14 protein-coding genes and 1 pseudogene are annotated in these 15,683 nt (G+C 71.7%); 8 read left to right on the top strand and 7 right to left on the bottom strand.

The window, feature by feature from the left end:
• Positions 1-52: 52 nt before the first annotated feature.
• Complete coding sequence (locus ABD269_RS30090) at positions 53-433, top strand: ATP-binding protein (RefSeq protein ID WP_344123015.1); 381 nt, start codon at positions 53-55, stop codon at positions 431-433.
• A gap of 34 nt (positions 434-467) precedes the next feature.
• Here the strand turns inward: ABD269_RS30090 and ABD269_RS30085 are convergent, their stop codons facing one another.
• A complete protein-coding gene (locus ABD269_RS30085) occupies positions 468-1,340 on the bottom strand; it encodes an RNA polymerase sigma factor SigF (protein WP_425573013.1) in 873 nt (290 codons plus the stop codon).
• Between the two features lie 182 nt (positions 1,341-1,522).
• Here ABD269_RS30085 and ABD269_RS30080 point away from each other — a divergent pair, with 182 nt between their 5' ends.
• Positions 1,523-1,948, top strand: coding sequence for an ArsR/SmtB family transcription factor (locus ABD269_RS30080; RefSeq protein ID WP_344123013.1), 426 nt, complete (start codon positions 1,523-1,525; stop codon positions 1,946-1,948).
• Positions 1,911-4,643: a cation-translocating P-type ATPase gene (locus ABD269_RS30075; RefSeq protein WP_425573010.1), complete on the top strand. Its 2,733-nt coding sequence runs from the start codon at positions 1,911-1,913 to the stop codon at positions 4,641-4,643. Before ABD269_RS30080 ends, ABD269_RS30075 begins: the two co-directional genes overlap by 38 nt.
• A 410-nt stretch (positions 4,644-5,053) precedes the next feature.
• Here the strand turns inward: ABD269_RS30075 and ABD269_RS30070 are convergent, their stop codons facing one another.
• Positions 5,054-6,412, bottom strand: a complete 1,359-nt coding sequence (locus ABD269_RS30070; RefSeq protein WP_344123009.1) for a hypothetical protein — start codon at positions 6,410-6,412, stop codon at positions 5,054-5,056.
• A gap of 129 nt (positions 6,413-6,541) precedes the next feature.
• Positions 6,542-8,029 carry an LCP family protein gene (locus ABD269_RS30065; RefSeq protein ID WP_344123007.1) on the bottom strand — a complete coding sequence of 496 codons (1,488 nt, stop codon included), beginning with the start codon at positions 8,027-8,029 and terminating at the stop codon, positions 6,542-6,544.
• Positions 8,030-8,214: 185 nt separating this feature from the next.
• On the opposite strand from ABD269_RS30065, the gene tatA reads away from it, so the two are divergent.
• Positions 8,215-8,484: a Sec-independent protein translocase subunit TatA gene (gene tatA, locus ABD269_RS30060; RefSeq protein WP_344123005.1), complete on the top strand. Its 270-nt coding sequence runs from the start codon at positions 8,215-8,217 to the stop codon at positions 8,482-8,484.
• A gap of 96 nt (positions 8,485-8,580) precedes the next feature.
• On the top strand, positions 8,581-9,960 hold the full coding sequence (locus ABD269_RS30055; RefSeq protein WP_344123003.1) for an alkaline phosphatase: 1,380 nt from the start codon (positions 8,581-8,583) through the stop codon (positions 9,958-9,960).
• 61 nt (positions 9,961-10,021) lie between these two features.
• Here ABD269_RS30055 and speB read toward each other — a convergent pair whose 3' ends face one another.
• A complete protein-coding gene (gene speB, locus ABD269_RS30050) occupies positions 10,022-11,005 on the bottom strand; it encodes an agmatinase (RefSeq protein WP_301892407.1) in 984 nt (327 codons plus the stop codon).
• A 344-nt stretch (positions 11,006-11,349) separates the two neighbouring features.
• Here speB and ABD269_RS30045 point away from each other — a divergent pair, with 344 nt between their 5' ends.
• Complete coding sequence (locus tag ABD269_RS30045) at positions 11,350-12,288, top strand: beta-ketoacyl-ACP synthase III (protein ID WP_301892408.1); 939 nt, start codon at positions 11,350-11,352, stop codon at positions 12,286-12,288.
• Positions 12,289-12,316: 28 nt separating this feature from the next.
• Here ABD269_RS30045 and ABD269_RS30040 read toward each other — a convergent pair whose 3' ends face one another.
• A complete protein-coding gene (locus ABD269_RS30040; RefSeq protein WP_301892409.1) occupies positions 12,317-12,529 on the bottom strand; it encodes a hypothetical protein in 213 nt (70 codons plus the stop codon).
• Between the two features lie 40 nt (positions 12,530-12,569).
• The gene (locus tag ABD269_RS30035) at positions 12,570-13,481 is read right to left on the bottom strand and encodes a glutaminase (RefSeq protein ID WP_344122999.1); all 912 of its coding nucleotides are present in this window, start codon (positions 13,479-13,481) and stop codon (positions 12,570-12,572) included.
• 166 nt (positions 13,482-13,647) lie between these two features.
• On the opposite strand from ABD269_RS30035, the gene ABD269_RS30030 reads away from it, so the two are divergent.
• Positions 13,648-14,238 (top strand): N-acetylmuramoyl-L-alanine amidase, encoded by a 591-nt coding sequence (locus tag ABD269_RS30030; RefSeq protein ID WP_116213828.1) that lies wholly within the window; start codon positions 13,648-13,650, stop codon positions 14,236-14,238.
• A gap of 31 nt (positions 14,239-14,269) precedes the next feature.
• Positions 14,270-14,431, top strand: a pseudogene (locus ABD269_RS30025) (1-aminocyclopropane-1-carboxylate deaminase); the annotation flags it as partial.
• 712 nt (positions 14,432-15,143) lie between these two features.
• Here the strand turns inward: ABD269_RS30025 and ABD269_RS30020 are convergent.
• Positions 15,144-15,389: a hypothetical protein gene (locus tag ABD269_RS30020; RefSeq protein WP_344122994.1), complete on the bottom strand. Its 246-nt coding sequence runs from the start codon at positions 15,387-15,389 to the stop codon at positions 15,144-15,146.
• Positions 15,390-15,683 lie beyond the last annotated feature (294 nt).

Below are 15,683 nucleotides of genomic sequence, written 5' to 3'. Positions count from 1 at the left end.
ACCGGCCGAAGCCTGGGTAGGCGCCGTGGCAAGGAGAGAAGGAGCCGCACAGATGGTCGTGATCGAATTTCCGTACGGGGATGCCGCCGGGGCCCGCCACGCGACGGCGGAGTTCCTGGCCAGGCACTGCCCGTGGGCGGATCTCGACGCCGTCGTGCTCGTGGTGTCCGAGCTGGTGGCGAACGCGATCCGGCACACCGGCGGCTGGTGGCGGCTGTGCGTGCGGGCCGTGCAGGGACGGCTGGTGGTGGAGATCGCCGACGCCAGCCCCCGCCCGCCCGAGCCGCGCGCCCCGGACCTGTCCGGTGGCGGCGGGCTCGGCTGGCACATGGTCGAGCGGCTGGCGAACCGGCTGGAGGTGGTGGACCGGCAGCCGGAGGGCAAGACAGTACGGGCCACCTGGCTGCGGCCCGTCCTCCCGGTCGGCGGTTGAGGCGCCGCGGATCAAAACGCGCGGATCAAAACGCCTAGCGCAGGCCCAGCAGTCCCAGCCGCAGCCTGCCGAGGATGCGGGAGAGCAGCCGCGACACGTGCATCTGCGAGATGCCCAGTTCGGCGCCGATCTCCGACTGCGTCATCTCCCCGCCGAACCGCATGCGCAGGATCTGCCGTTCGCGGTCGCTCAACTCGGCGACCAGCGGCTTGAGGGCATGGAGGTTCTCCACTCCCTCCAGGGCCGGGTCGACGTCGCCGAGCCGGTCGGCGTAGCTGGTGCCCACCTGCTCCGAGCCCTCGTCCACGGGCACGTCGATGGAGCCGGCGGTGTAGCCGTTGCTGGCGACGATGCCCTCGACGACCTCTTCCCGGGTGATCCCGAGGTGCTCGGCGAGCTCGGCGGGGGTCGGTGCGTGGTCCAGCTCCTGGGAGAGCTCGCCGGTGGCCTTGGCCAGCTCGACGCGCAGCTCCTGGAGGCGGCGCGGCACGTGCACGGACCAGCTGGTGTCCCGGAAGTGCCGCTTGATCTCACCGACGATGTACGGCACGGCGAAGGTCGTGAACTCCACCTCGCGCGAGAGGTCGAAGCGGTCGATCGCCTTGATCAGCCCGATGGTGCCGACCTGGACGATGTCCTCCATCTGGTCACCGCGGCTGCGGAAGCGGGACGCGGCGAAGCGCACGAGCGAGAGGTTCATCTCGATCAGCGCGTTGCGCGCGTACTGGTACGCGCGGGTGCCCTCCTCGAGCTCGGTGAGGCGGTCGAAGAAGAGCTTGGACAGCGCGCGGGCGTCGCGTGGCGCCACCGTCGTCGCGTCCTCGATGAACGGCAGCCCCCCGACCGACTCTTCGAACCGCCGCGCGACAGCGGTCGAATGCTCTGTCGTAACCGTGGATGCCGTGATGGTCACGTCGTCCTCCCCAGATCCGTTGCTGACGTCCGCCGCCTACCCGGGGACCCGGCGGGCATGCCTCCCTTTTCGCCGGGCGGCCCGGCCCGCGGCGCATGTCGCCCGTCCGTCCGTGCGGCCCCGCCTAGACTGGTCGTGCCGGGCGCCGGATGCCCGACAAGGACGGGAGAGCGACAGTGGCCGCAGGAGTCGGAAGGGTCGGAGGCTTCGAAGGAAGCCTCGACGGAGGCTTCGACGACCCCTCGACGGAGGTGCTGTCGGAGGCGGCCGCGGCGTTCGGGCTGCTCGCCTCGTCGGCCCGGCTGCATCTCGTGTGGGCCCTGTCCCAGGGCGAGAGCGATGTCAGCGGGCTGGCCGAGCGGGTGGGCGGGGCGCTCCCCGCGATCAGCCAGCACCTGGCCAAGCTGAAGCTCGCGGGGCTGGTGCGGTCCCGGCGCGAGGGGCGGCGCGTGGTCTATCTCGTGGACGACCCCGACGTCGTCACGATCGTCCGTCTCATGGTCGGCCAGCTCGTCGACCGCAAGACCGGTGCGGAGGCCGTTCCCGGCGCGGCCGCCGGGTCGCGTGCCGGTTCCGGGCGCCTCCGTGGTCTGGGCGCCTGAGGGCCCTGCCGCGGGCGGGGCAGCGGCTGAGGAGGACACCCGGGAGCACACGGGGGAGCACGGCAGCGCCCTCGGAGTCCTGCGCGCGCTGGACAGCGGGCCGCGCGGGCTCGTGGAGGCGGAGGCCGAGGAACGGCTCGCGCGCCACGGCGAGAACACCTTCCCCGGGCGCCGCCCGGCGTCCTGGCCACGGCGCTTCGCCCGCAGCCTGCGCGACCCCTTCACCGCGGTGCTGCTCTGCCTCGGGCTGGTCTCGGCGGTCATGTCCGCGTGGGCCACGTCCTGTGTGATCGCGATCCTGGTCACGGTCAGCTGCGTCCTGCGGTCGACCGGCGAGCACCGCGCGGACCGGTCCGCCGCGGCGCTGCGCGACATGATCGCGACCACGGCGACGGTCCGGCGGCGGCCGTCGGCCGACGCGCCTCCCCTGACCCGCGAACTCCCCGTCGACCAGCTCGTCCCGGGCGACGTGGTCCTGCTCGCGCCGGGCGACCTGGTCCCTGCGGACCTGCGGCTGCTGCGGGCGACGGGCCTGACGGTCCATGAGGCGGCCCTGACGGGCGAGTCGACGCCGGTGCCGAAATCCCCACAGAACGGGCATGGCGCGGAGCCGGCCCGCTCCGGCCTCTGCTTCCAGGGAAGCAGCATCGTCTCCGGCACCGGCATGGGCGTCGTCGTCGCGACCGGCGCCGACACCCTCCTGTCCGGCGCGCTGCCCGACCGCGACCGCGAGCCGTACGGATGGCGCCGCCGGTCCGCCGCGGCCAGCCCGTTCGACCGGTCGGTGAACGGCATCGCCTGGACGCTCGTACGCTTCATGCTGCTCACCGCCCCGCTCGTGCTGATCGCGGGTGCCCTGCTGCGCGGGCGCGGCATGGAGACCCTGCCGTTCGCGGTGGCGGTCGCGGTGGGGCTCACCCCCGAGATGCTGCCGGTCGTCGTGACGACCGCGCTGGCCCGGGGCGCGGCGCTGCTCGCGCGCGGCGGCGAGGTCATCGTCCGGCGGCTGCCCGCGCTGCACGACCTCGGCGCCGTCGACGTGCTGTGCGTGGACAAGACCGGCACGCTCACCCAGGACGCGCCCGTCGTCGCCTGCGCGGTCGACGGCGACGGCCGGGACGACCCGGAGGTCCTGCACTGGGCGGCGGTCAACGCCCTGTGGACGCTCCAGCTGGCGGAACTGCCCGCGCCCGACGCCCTCGACGAGGCGATCCTCGACGCGGACGAGGAACTCGGCGGCGGGGTGCTCGGCGCGGACAGCGTCGAGGGCGTCGCCGCGCTGCCGTGCGGACCGGGACGCCTCGTCGCGACGGCCGTCGTACGCGGCCCGGCCCTCTACGAACCCGGCCGCGCCCACACGCCCGGCAACGTCCGCACGCTCACCGGCGGCCCCGCCCCGACGGCGGTGCACACGCTGGTGGTCAAGGGCGCGCCGGAGGAGGTGCTCCGGCGCTGCACGCGCCGGGCGGGCTCCCCCCTCGACGACCGGGAGCGGGCCCGGCTGGGCGAGCGCGCCGCCGCGCTGGCCGCCGACGGGCTGCGGGTGCTCGCCGTCGCGGTCGCGGAACGGCCCGCGCGGAAGCGGCCCTACACCCCGGCCGACGAGCGCGACCTGACCTTCCTCGGCTTCGTCGGCCTGAGCGACGCGCTCGCGCCCACCGCCGCCGAGGCGCTCACCGCCCTCGCGGACCGCGGCGTCACGGTGAAGGTGCTCACCGGCGACCACCCGGGCACCGCCGCCCGAGTCTGCCGCGAGCTGGGCCTTGCGCCCGGCGAGGTCGTCACCGCCGACCGGCTCGACGGGCTCGGCCCCCTGGAACTGGCCCGCCTCGCCACCCGTACGACGGTGTTCGCGCGGTGCACGCCCGAGCACAAGGCCCGGGTCGTCCGGGCGCTGCGCGAGGGCGGGGGCCACACGGTCGGCTTCCTCGGCGACGGGGTCAACGACCTGTCCGCGCTGCACGCCGCGGACGTCGGGATCTGCCCGCGCGACGGGGTGGACGTGGCGCGCGAGGCGTCCGACGTGGTGCTCGCCTCGAAGGACCTCACCGCCCTGGAACGGGCGATCCTCGCCGGGCGGCGCAGCACCGGCAACATCGCCGCCTATCTGCGCATCACCCTCTCCTCCAACCTCGGCAACGTCATCGCGATGCTGGCGGCCGGGCTGCTGCTGCCGTTCCTGCCGATGCTGCCCGCGCAGGTGCTGGTGCAGAACCTGTGCTTCGACGCCGCGCAACTGGCCCTGGCCTTCGACCGGCCCGGGGCGTACGCGCTGCGGCACCCGGCGGTGCTGCGGCCGCGCGCGCTGTTCCGCTTCATGACCGGCTTCGGGCTGCTCAACGCGGTGGCCGACCTGACGACGTTCGGGGTGCTCGCACTGGCCGTCCGGTCCTTCGACGACGAGCGGGGCCAGGCGGCCTTCCACACCGGGTGGTTCACGGAGAACCTGCTGACGCAGGCCCTCGTGATGCTCCTCCTCCGCTCGGGCCGCCGCGCGGCCGAGGGCCGGACACCGGGCCCGATCCGGCTGGCGGCGTCGGCTCTGGCGGTGCTGGGCCTGCTGCTGCCGGTGTCGCCTGTGGGGCCGGCGCTGGGCATGACGGTGTTGCCGCCGCTGTATTACGGGCTGATGGCGGGGGTTCTGGCGCTGTATGGCGGGGCGCTGGTGGTGGCGCGATCCCGTCAGCGGGGCTGAAGCCCCGGGCCCCGGACCTCGTTGGTACGCGCCGTTGCGCCTGCGGCGGGCTTTCCCCCGCCCCGCCCCTTCCCGAAACTGGGGCTCGTGCCCCAGACCCCCGGCCGCGGGCCGGTTGCCGCCTGCGGCGGGGGCGCCCTGCGGGCGCGTCCTCAATCGCCGGACGGGCTGAAATCAGCCCGTCCGGCGATTGAGGACAGCGCGCGAAGCGTGCTCCGGGGTCTGGGGCGAAGCCCCAGTTCGGGAAGGGGCGGGGCGGGGGAAACAAGCCCGCCGGGCCGCACCCGGGCACGGGTCCGGGGCGGAGCCCCGGCCTCGGCGGAGCCGAGCATCAGACGCTGCGGGAAGGGGCGGGGCTGGGGAAACAAGCCCGCCGCAGGCGCACCGCACCCGCACCCACAAGCCCGCCCTCACCAATCGCCGCCCCCGAAACCGCCTCCGTCACCGCCGCCGCCGAAGCCGCCGCCGTCACCCCATCCGCCACCGGAGAAGTCGTCGGAGTTGAAGTCGGACCCCGAGTAGTCGCCCCCCTCAGGCCCCGCCTCCGGCGAAGCCGCATACGCGGGGCCGCTGAGGACGCCACCGAGCATCGTGCCGACGAGGAGCCCGGGGAGCAGGCCGCCGCCGAAGTACCCGCCGGCCCACGGCGCGTAGGCCGGCCCGGCGTTCCAGTACGGCTGGGGCCCGCTCGCGGTCTGGACCTCGCGGGACATCGGTTCCACGCCGTCGGCGATCCGGGCGGCGTCGGCGGCGCAAGCCGGCACGGTCCGTACGGCGCCGCCGGGCGGGGCCCACTCGACGTCCTGGACGGAGGGCCCGTGGCGCGGGTCGAAGAAGCACGGGACGCGGCGCTCGGGCAGCGGGGACTTCGTGCGGCGCGCGGCGAGGGTGGCGAGGGCGAAGCGGCCCTTGTCGAGGGACTCGGTCACGCCCGTGACGTCCTGCGGCTTCGCCGCCGCGGCCATCTTCGACTTGGCCTCCTCGTAGGCGTCGAGGGCCTCCTCGTAGTCCTTGCGCATCGCGTCGTCCGCGCCGGGCTCGGCGGGGGAGAAGTCGAGCCGGTCGAGCTCCTCGCCGAAGGCGGTGATGTCCTCGTCGACCACGACCCGCAGGGCGTCGAGCTCGGCGCGCTCGCGCTCCTCGCGCTTCTTGCGGTTGCGGCGGTAGAGGGCGTACGCCCCGGCACCACCGGCGACGATCACGGCGCCGCCGGTGATCAGCCCGGTCGCGCCGACACCCCCGGAGCCGGAACCGCCCCAGGAGCTCGGCTCGCGGCCCTTGGCCTGCCGGTCGGCCTGGTCGACGAAGCTGTTGAGCTGGGTCTTGGTGTCGCCGCCCGAGCGCTGGACGGCGCCGATGAGGTTGCGGGTGGCGTTCTTGGACATCACGCGGGAGTCGGAGGCCGCGTTGATGGCGTCGCCCAGGTGGATCACGTAGACGCCGGTGACGCCGACCTTGGTGCGCAGGTCCTGGAGGACGGTGGCCTTGGGGTATTCGGAGGCGGCGGGCAGCACGGCGACGAACACCGGCTTGCCCGCGTCCCTGATCTTCTTCGCCAGCGCCTGCGCGTCGGCCGCCGGCAGCTGGTCGGCGGCCCGGGGGTCGACGTAGACCGGGCCCTTCCGCAGCGCGTCGGCGGCGGCGTCCAGGCCGGTGGTGGCGGTGTCGGCGCGGGCGGACGGTGCGTACAGCGCCGCGCCGGCCAGCACGAACAGGGCGGCGATCAGGGCCAGCAGCGGCCTGGGCAGCGCCCGGGGGAAGGCGGGCATGGCGTTGCTCCTCGGAGACGGACTGCTCATGGAACTCTTCGGGCTCACGGGACTCACTCTGCGCTTACCACCAAAACGGAACGATCAGGCACTGGGTTCCCTTCGACCACTCTTCCCCCTTTGCACGGCTCAGCCGTAGGACAGGTTGGCGCAGGGGTCGTCGTCGGCCGAGCGGGCCTTGTCGGCGATGTCGGTGGAGAGCGTGCCGCCGCCCGGCTGCGCCGGGGTGGGCGAGGCGGACGGGGGCCCGTCGGCGTAGTCGTGGCCGAGGACGATCGAGATCCCCGGCGTGGACGATCCCCGCACATACGCGCCGGGGAAGAGCCGGGCCGCGGTCCTGGCGTGCTCCGCCTGGCCGGGGCCGAACTCGATCACGGTGGTGGACTGGTCCTGGGAGGCGGCCGTCGCGGTGCCGGTGACGGTGTAGCCGTGTTCTTCGAGGGTGCTCGTGGCCCGCGCGGCGAGGCCCCGGACGGTGGTGCCGTTGGTGACGGCGACGCTCACGCCCTTGCCGGAGACCGGGGCGTCCGCCTGGGTGGCCGGCTGCGGCTGCTGCGTCTGCCCGGCGTCGCCGTGCCTGCCCGCTCCCGCGTCCTTGCCGTCGATGGTGCGGTCGGCCTTGAGGGAGGCCCACAGGGCGTCGGCGTCGGGCTGCACGATGTCGACGCGGTTGCCCGCGTAACGCCAGGGCACGGTGATGAACTTGATGTTGTGCAGGTCGATGTTCTTCATCGACATCGCGAAGGACAGCAGCTTGTCGGCGGAGCCGAGGCCGGGGTCGACGGTCATCGACTTGGTGGCCGCGTCGGCCAGCGGCAGCAGCGTGGTGGGGTTGAACCCCTGCGCACGCACCTTCTTGATCATGCTGGAGACGAAGGCCTGCTGCCGCTGTATGCGCCCGATGTCGGAGCCGTCGCCTATCCCGTGGCGCACGCGCACGTAGTCCAGCGCCTTCCGGCCCGAGACGCTCTGCTGGCCCTTGTGGAAGAGGAGGTCGCCGCGCGAGCCGAGGTTCGGGTTGAGGTCGCCCTGATAGACGTCCTTCGGCACGCACACCTGGACGCCGCCCACGGCGGAGGTCATCGAGGAGAAGCCCGCGAAGTCGACGACGAGCGTGTGGTCCACCCGCAGACCGGTGAGCTTCTCGACGGTGTTCTGGGTGCAGGCGGGGTTGCCCTTGGCCGAATCCCCCACGGAGAAGGCCGAGTTGAACATCACATGGGTCTGCTCGGCCGTCCAGCTGCCGTCGGGCAGTTTGCACGGCGGGATGTCCACCAGGCTGTCCCGGGGTATGGAGACCCCGATGGCGTGCTTGCGGTCGCCGTAGACGTGCAGCAGGAAGGCGGTGTCCGAGCGGCCCACGTCGCCCTCGCCGCCACCGAGGCTCGCATTGCTCCCGGAGCGCGAGTCCGAGCCGATGACCAGGACGTTCTGCCCGGCGGCGCTCGCTCCGGGGCGGTTCTCGGAGAGGCCGTCGGCGCCGAAGGTGCTGATGTTGCCGTTGAGCTTCAGATAGAACCAGCCGACGCCCGCGGCCAGCAGCACCACGAAAGCCAAGGCGCCCAAGCCGAGGGTCCGCATGCCGCGATGCGCGCGCCTGCTTCGGGTGCCAGTCATGTGCGAGCCCTCATCCACTCCCCCGCTCCGTACGTCTCCCCACCGGAATAGACGGACGAGACCGGTCTTAGGTTGTCCAGTTGCGCAATCTAGCAAGTATGGTGAAGGCGGCCGTCGTACAGAGGGCCGGTGGAAGACAACCCAGACCAACCCAGCTCAACGCGGAAGAGAGAGGTGGATCCGTCATGTTTCGCAATGGCTTGGAGCCCTGGCACATCATCGTCGTCGTAGTCGTCGCGGTCCTTCTGTTCGGGTCCAAGAAGCTGCCCGACACCGCCCGCGCGCTCGGCAAGTCCATGCGCATCCTCAAGAGCGAGGCCAAGGCGATGAAGGAAGAGAGCGGCACCGAGGCCGGCCCCGTGGTCACCCCCGCCCCCGCCCCTGCGGCCACGGTGACCACTGCCAACAACGTGACCCCCACCACCCCCGCGAACCCCGTCGACAGCCCCAGGTGACCTCAGGGCCATCCGCCCTTCTCCTGCGGTACACCCTCCCCTGGTGAGCTTCCCCCGGCCGGGCAATCACGCCGGGTCACCGAGGGAGGAATCACCATGGGTTCACGTCCGTACGGGCGCCGTCTCGCCTGGGGCGCCGCCGCACTGCTCGTCGCCGGGGTCGCCGTACCGGCCGCGGCCTCCGCGTCGCAGTCGGGCGGCGCGTCGGACGTCTCCGCACTGAGCGCCGGCCACGGCGCCAAGAAGGCCAAGAACGTCATCCTGCTCATCGGTGACGGCATGGGCGACTCGGAGATCACCCTGGCCCGCGACTACACCGTGGGCGCGGCCGGCCGGCTGAACATGGACACGTTCCCGCTGACCGGCGCGTACACCACGTACTCCGTCGACAAGAACGGCAAGCCGGACTACGTCACCGACTCCGCGGCCAGCGGCACCGGCTGGGCGACCGGGCAGAAGACGGTCAACGGCCGGATATCGAAGTCGCCCGGCACGGACAAGCCGATGACGACGATCCTGGAGCTGGCCCAGAAGAACGGCCTGGCCACCGGCAGCGTCACCACCGCCGAGCTCACCGACGCCACCCCCGCCGTGCTCGCCTCGCACGCCACCGACCGCAGCTGCCAGGGCCCCGCCGACATGAAGGCGTGCCCGTCCGACACCGTCGCCAAGGGCGGACCGGGCTCGATCGCCGAGCAGAGCGTGAACCACAAGGTGGACGTGCTGCTCGGCGGCGGCAAGGCCCGCTTCGACCAGAAGATCACCGAGGGCCCGTACCGGGGCATGACCGTCACCGAGCAGGCGCAGAAGCTCGGCTACCAGGTGGTGACCGACGACAAGGGCCTGGCGGGCGCCCGCTCCGGCAAGCCCGTGCTCGGCCTCTTCGCCCCCGGCAACGTCCCCGTCGAGTGGACCGGCAAGCCCGCCGCCCAGGGCGGCACGGACCCGCAGCGCTGTGTGACGAGCAACCCCGAGCGCGCGGCCGGCACGCCGAGCCTGGAGGCGCAGACCCGCAAGGCGCTCCAGCTGCTGGAGCAGAAGCAGAAGGACTCCGGCGACCGGAAGAAGGGCTTCTTCCTCCAGGTCGAGGGCGCGTCGATCGACAAGCGCGACCACGCGGCCGACCCCTGCGGCCAGATCGGTGAGACCGCGTCCCTGGACCGCGCCGTGAAGGTCGCCCGCGCGTACGCCGCAGAGCACCCCGACACCCTGGTGGTCACCACCGCCGACCACGGCCACACCAGCCAGATCGTCCCGCTGGAGGCCACCCCGCCCGGGCTGTCCTCGACACTCGTGACCAACGAGGGCCAGCAGCTCAAGGTCAACTACTCCACCAACACGCCCGGCAAGTCGCAGGAGCACACCGGTACCCAGGTGCGCATCGCCGCACAGGGCCCGCAGGCCGAGCGCGTCCTCGGGGTCACCGACCAGACCCAGCTGTTCACCACGATCCGCACGGCGCTGTCACTGCGCTGATCATCGTCGCGCGATGCGGCGTCCGGCCGGTGGGCCGGACGCCGCATCGCGTTCCGCGCCGCTAGGGCTTGCTCCAGTAGGCCGGAGCCATCTGCTTCGACATGATCGAGACCATTTCGTACGCCACGTGGGAGGCCGCCACCGCGGTGATATCGGCGTGGTCGTAGGCCGGGGCGACCTCGACCACGTCGGCGGAGACCAGACGGCATTCGGACAGCCCGCGGATGATCTCCAGCAGCTCGCGGGAGGTCATGCCGCCGGCCTCCGGGGTGCCGGTGCCGGGGGCGTGGGCCGGGTCCAGGACGTCGATGTCGACGGAGATGTACAGCGGGCGGTCGCCGATGCGCTGCCGCAGCTGGTCGATGACCTCGTCGACGCCGCGGCGCATCACGTCCGCCGAGGTGACGATGCCGAAGCCCAGCTTCTCGTCGTCCTCCAGGTCCTGCTTGCCGTACAGCGGGCCGCGCGTGCCGACGTGGGACAGCGCGGAGGTGTCGAGGATGCCCTCCTCGACGGCCCGGCGGAACGGCGTGCCATGGGTGTACTCCGCGCCGAAGTACGTGTCCCAGGTGTCCAGGTGCGCATCGAAGTGCAGCAGCGCCACCGGGCCGTACTTCTTGGCGACCGAGCGCAGCAGCGGCAGCGCGATCGTGTGGTCGCCGCCCAGGGTCATCAGCCGGGTGTCCGTGGCCAGCAGGCCGTCGGCCGCGGCCTCGATGGTCTCCACGGCCTCATTGATGTTGAACGGGTTCGCGCTGATGTCGCCCGCGTCCGCGACCTGGGAGTAGTGGAACGGATAGACGTCCTGCGACGGGTTGTACGGGCGCAGCATGCGCGAGGCCTCGCGGATGGCGTTGCCGCCGAAGCGGGCGCCGGGCCGGTAGGAGACGCCGGAGTCGAAGGGCACGCCGACCACGGCGACGTTCGCCTCCTTGACCTCCTCGAGTCGAGGTAACCGGCCGAAGGTCGGCAGGCCCGCGAATCGCAGGGTCCGCTCGGACTCCTCCGGGGCGACCGGAGGGGTCTTGTCGTTGGGGAACGTCATTTCGGCCTCGTGTGGTGGGGGAATGTGGAATATAAATTTCGCTTCTACCCTGACAAGGGCCGCACTCCCCGAGAAACCCCTCACAACCCCACCCGGTGTCGGGAAGCCCCTGTTACCTCCGATATCGCCTCCGCGTGCGGACGCGGGCCCGGCCTCGTCACCGCGTCCGCGGCGGCATCCTGGAGGTGGGCGGTCCCGCCGGGCGGAGGCCGGGCCCCTGCGGGTTGTGCCAGTTATACGGGCCGAACATTGGTGGATCACATACCTCCGGGCGGCCCCGCAGCGTCGAGACTGGCAATCCCGTACCACCACCGTCCGTCCGCCCCGCGCAGGAGGAACCGCCGATGACCGGGTCCCGCATCCTCGCCCTCGGCCACTACCAGCCCGCAAGGGTGCTGACCAACGACGAGCTGGCGACCATGGTCGACACCAGCGACGAGTGGATCCGCTCCCGCGTCGGCATCCGTACGCGCCGGGTGGCCGAACCCGACGAGACCGTCGCGTCGATGGCCACGCAGGCCGCGGCGAAGGCCCTCGCGAACAGCGGGCTCGACGCCGAGGACATCGACCTCGTGCTCGTCGCCACCTGCACGGCGGTCGACCGCAGCCCCAACACGGCCGCGCGCGTGGCCGCCGCGCTGGGCCTGCCCTCCCCTGCCGTCATGGACGTCAACGTCGTCTGCGCGGGCTTCACCCACGCCCTCGCCAGCGCCGACCACGCGATCCGGGCCGGGGCCTCGACGAACGCGCTGGTCATCGGCGTGGAGAAGTTCACCGCCGTCGCGGACTGGACCGACCGCACCACGTGCGTCCTGGTCGGTGACGGCGCGGGGGCCGCGGTGGTCACGGCCTCGGCCGCCCCCGAGATCGGGCCGGTCGTCTGGGGCTCGGTGCCCGGCATGGGCCACGCCGTACGGATCGAGGGCACCCCGTCGCGCTTCGCCCAGGAGGGGCAGTCCGTCTACCGCTGGGCCACGACGCAGCTGCCGCCGATCGCGCGCCGGGTGTGCGAGCGGGCCGGCATCGGCCCGGAGGACCTGGCGGCGGTCGTGCTCCACCAGGCGAATCTGCGGATCATCGAGCCGGTCGCCCGCAAGCTCGGCGCGGTCAACGCAGTGATCGCCACCGACGTCACCGAGTCCGGCAACACGTCCGCCGCGAGCATCCCGCTCGCCCTCTCCAAACTCGTCGCCCGCGGCGAGGTCGCCTCCGGCGAGCCGATCCTCCTCTTCGGCTTCGGAGGCAACCTCTCATACGCGGGCCAGGTGGTGCGCTGCCCGTAGGGCACGTGGGTGCGGGGCGGAGCCCCCGCTACGGAGCCTCGCGCAAATACAGCGCCCCGCACGAGTGGCACAGGTCGAGACCGGGCGTCCCCCAGTCGTCAGCGGAGCGCACCGCCGCCGCAGGCGAAAGCTCACGCCCGCACATGGCCGTCACCCCCTCCTGCCGCACCACGTGCCACGTCTTGACCGCCGCACCCGGCGACCCGCCGTCCACATACTCCGCCCGCAACTCATGCTCCATGGCCCCACCATGCGACACCGCGGCGGCAGCCGCCACCGCGTCAGAAGACCGACCACCCCGTCAGCGTCGTGAAGTGGTCGAGCGCCGCGACGCCCGCGACCGAGTTGCCCCGCGCGTCCAGCCCGGGGCTCCAGACGCACAGCGTGCAGCGGCCCGGTATCACCGCCACGATGCCCCCGCCGACACCGCTCTTGCCGGGCAGCCCCACGCGGTAGGCGAAGTCGCCCGCGGCGTCGTACGTACCGCACGTCAGCATGACGGCGTTGACCTGTTTGGCCTCGCGGCGCGGCAGCAGGCGCGTGCCGTCGGCGCGCAGGCCGTGGCGGGCGAGGAAGCCGCTCGCCAGGGCGAGGTCGCGGCAGCTCATCTCGATGGAGCACTGCCAGAAGTAGTGCTCCAGCACCGTGGATACGGGGTTGTCGAGGTTGCCGTAGCTGGCCATGAAGTGCGCGAGGGCCGCGTTGCGGTCGCCGTGCTCGGTCTCGGAGGCGGCGACGGCCGGGTCGAAGGAGACGTCCGGGTTGCCGCTCTCCGCGCGCAGGAACTCCAGCATCGTGGTGCTGGCGTCGCCGGTGAGGGACTGGAGCCGGTCGGTGACGACGAGGGCGCCCGCGTTGATGAAGGGGTTGCGGGGGATGCCGTTCTCGTATTCGAGTTGCACCAGGGAGTTGAAGGGGTTTCCGGACGGTTCCGTTCCGACGCGGTCCCAGATCCGGTCGCCGCCCTCGGCGAGGACGAGCGCGAGGCTGAACGCCTTGGAGATGGACTGCACGGAGAACGGCTGCTCCCAGTCCCCCACCCCGTACACCCCGCCGTCGACGTCCACGACGGCCATCCCGAAGCGGCCGATGTCGACGCCGGCCAGCGCCGGGATGTAGTCGGCCACCTGCCCACGGCCGACCAACGGCCGCGCGAACGCGGCGACCTCTTCGAGAACGGTCTGGTAGTCCACTGTCCCGGGGCTCGCGTTTCCGTGTCGACGATGAGATTTTCGGCCTGAGGCCGGATCGGCTCGCACGATATCCGAACGCCCGGCCCACCTGCGAACTTTTGGGTACAAGGGGGTCATTCGGCCTACGCGTCCGGCGTACGCCACCCGGTTTCGCAAGGAGGGCGGCATGGCCCCACCCATGTCCGCGAACGAGTTCCTCGCCGCGCTCAGACGCGAGGGCGCCACGGTCGTCGAGGTCGACGGCTGGCGCAACCACAACCGTGCAGGACACGGCCCCTGGGGCCCGGTCAACGGCGTGATGATCCACCACACGGCCTCCTCGGGCACCGACAGCACCGTACGGCTCTGCTGGAACGGCTACGACCAGCTCCCCGGCCCCCTGTGCCACGGCGTGATCGCCAAGGACGGCCGGATCCACCTCGTCGGCTGCGGCCGCGCCAATCACGCGGGCGGCGGCGACGGGGACGTGCTCCAGGCGGTGATCGCCGAGAAGCGGCTGCCGCCCGTCCGCTGGGCGGACACCGACGGCAACGTCCACTTCTACGGCTTCGAGTGCGTCAACCTCGGTGACGGCAAGGACCCCTGGCCGGAGGAGCAACTGCTGGCCATCGAGCAGGTGGCCGCCGCGATCTGCCGCTTCCACGGCTGGACCGAGCGGTCCGTGATCGGGCACCTCGAATGGCGGCCGGGCAAGGTCGACCCCACCGGGTTCTCCATGGACCGGCTGCGCGAGCGCATCGGCGAGCGGCTCAAGTGACGGCCGCGCCCACCGCGGCGAGAATGGGGGCGTGACCAGCGATCTCCCCACCGCCCCCGCCGGGCTCGCCGCGCTGCGGCCCCTGCTGCCGTCCCCGCTGCAAGAGCTGCGGGACGAGCGGTTCGCACGCCGGGGCGTCACGCTGCTGCTCAAGCGCGACGACCTGATACACCCCGACCTCCCCAGGAGTAAACCCACTGGTGTTTGCGGGTCCGACCTGGGGAAATAATCGGTTCGGCCCGTGATCACCCCGATTTAGGGTGGCTCTCATGGGCAGAACGACCGACCCGGCCAAGCTATGTGACCTGTACCTCCGGCGCAGCACCTTGCAAGACGACAAGGACACGTTGAGGGCGCATGAGCGCGATCTAAGGGAACGGGCACAGCGCGAGGGGCTGACCGTCGACGCCTGCCAATATGCGTGTGGTGTGCGTGGTCTGCAATTCGTCGAAGAAGGATCAGTTGTTGGACGAGTGGTCTCCGCCGCATCGGATAGCGTCCTGACGGTGGGGGGTACCCGCTGCGCGCACTTCGGGAGACCGGAACGTGATAGCACCCGGCCGTGTTTACGGGTTTTCGGGTCGTCCAAGGCAGGCGGGTGCCCCCCTCCTCTCGCTGCGCCGATCGGCAGGGAGGAAAAACCTTCGCATGGCCAGTTAGAGCGTTTGCGCGGGTCGCTGGAAGTGCGAGTGGTGCCGCACGCCGTTCCTTGCGTCCGCGCTGGACGTGGATCACAAGACGCGCGAGGGCTTTTGGGCGAGCAATCCGCCGTTCTGACACCGCCCTGTACGGACCCTGACCAGGCCCGTGCGAGTGCGGAAGGGGTGCGGTGTAGGCGCGTACCCTGCCCTAAACCGGCGAGTGACACCGCCCCCAACCGGGAATTCACCAGGTCAGCGGCGGGCTCACTCGACGGGCGGAACGTCGATCTGCCCGACAGGCATGCCGGCGGAGTCGCTCACGGCCTCCTCTTCCTTCTTCTGCTTGTCCACGTGGTCTTGGAGCTTCTTCTCGACTGCTGTGGTGTCGATGAGGGCCGCTCCCGGGATGTTCTTCTTCGCCTGCGCGACGGCTTCCTTCGCAGTGATGGACTTCCCGGACATGAGCTTGAGAGCCGCTTCAAAGACCAACTGCGGGATGTTCGCAACCATGTGTCCGCCCTCTTCCTTCTGCGTGGTGATCCCAGGGCTACCCGTATTCGTATGACGAGATGCCGCCTATAGCCCGGACGGGTGAGGGCGGGACAATTCCCCCGCCCCCGATTGGAGGCACTCCCGCAGGACGGCCCCGTCATTGCGGAGCGTGATCAACGGCAGGCGTCTCAGAAACCGTCGTTAGTGAGACAGCCCGCATGGCTCCGGGCCGTGTCCGTTTCACCCCCATCCCGCCGTCTCAAAACGCGTCTCAAAAGATCTGTCTCGCATCTAGATTACGAGACGCGTTTA

The sequence above is a fragment of the Streptomyces blastmyceticus genome (genome assembly GCF_039521185.1).
Lineage (GTDB): Bacteria > Actinomycetota > Actinomycetes > Streptomycetales > Streptomycetaceae > Streptomyces > Streptomyces blastmyceticus.
This window is presented reverse-complemented; position numbering and strand designations above follow the sequence as displayed.

Bases quoted from the DNA above. Each gene is read 5' to 3' on its own strand.
- ABD269_RS30090 (WP_344123015.1), top strand. From the start codon at position 53: ATGGTCGTGATCGAATTTCCGTACGGGGATGCCGCCGGGGCCCGCCAC.
- ABD269_RS30030 (WP_116213828.1), top strand. From the start codon at position 13,648: ATGGCCCCACCCATGTCCGCGAACGAGTTCCTCGCCGCGCTCAGACGC.
- ABD269_RS30040 (WP_301892409.1), bottom strand. From the start codon at position 12,529: ATGGAGCATGAGTTGCGGGCGGAGTATGTGGACGGCGGGTCGCCGGGT.
- speB (WP_301892407.1), bottom strand. From the start codon at position 11,005: ATGACGTTCCCCAACGACAAGACCCCTCCGGTCGCCCCGGAGGAGTCC.
- ABD269_RS30065 (WP_344123007.1), bottom strand. From the start codon at position 8,029: ATGACTGGCACCCGAAGCAGGCGCGCGCATCGCGGCATGCGGACCCTC.
- ABD269_RS30020 (WP_344122994.1), bottom strand. From the start codon at position 15,389: ATGGTTGCGAACATCCCGCAGTTGGTCTTTGAAGCGGCTCTCAAGCTC.
- tatA (WP_344123005.1), top strand. From the start codon at position 8,215: ATGTTTCGCAATGGCTTGGAGCCCTGGCACATCATCGTCGTCGTAGTC.
- ABD269_RS30045 (WP_301892408.1), top strand. From the start codon at position 11,350: ATGACCGGGTCCCGCATCCTCGCCCTCGGCCACTACCAGCCCGCAAGG.
- ABD269_RS30070 (WP_344123009.1), bottom strand. From the start codon at position 6,412: ATGCCCGCCTTCCCCCGGGCGCTGCCCAGGCCGCTGCTGGCCCTGATC.
- ABD269_RS30055 (WP_344123003.1), top strand. From the start codon at position 8,581: ATGGGTTCACGTCCGTACGGGCGCCGTCTCGCCTGGGGCGCCGCCGCA.